Below are 251 nucleotides of genomic sequence, written 5' to 3' on the forward strand. Positions count from 1 at the left end.
GAATTTGCTTGGCGACCATAGCGTTATGGACCCACCTGATCCCATGCCGAACTCAGAAGTGAAACGTAATAGCGCCGATGGTAGTGTGGGGTCTCCCCATGTGAGAGTAGGACATCGCCAGGCTTAAATTTGAATAAGTGCCCGTTCAATAGAACGGGCTTTTATTTCGCTCCCAGTTTGTTGCTGGAGGCAAGTCAACATAACGTTTTTAAGTCTTTCATAAATAAATGAAAAAGTTGAAAATATTATCT

1 rRNA gene is annotated in these 251 nt (G+C 43.0%); it reads left to right on the top strand.

What is annotated here, in order from left to right:
- Positions 1–7 precede the first annotated feature (7 nt).
- Positions 8–123 (top strand): 5S ribosomal RNA (gene rrf / locus AACV33_RS06275).
- The last annotated feature ends 128 nt before the right edge of the window (positions 124–251 follow it).

Source organism: Aliivibrio sp. SR45-2, from assembly GCF_963890165.1.
Lineage (GTDB): Bacteria > Pseudomonadota > Gammaproteobacteria > Enterobacterales > Vibrionaceae > Aliivibrio > Aliivibrio salmonicida.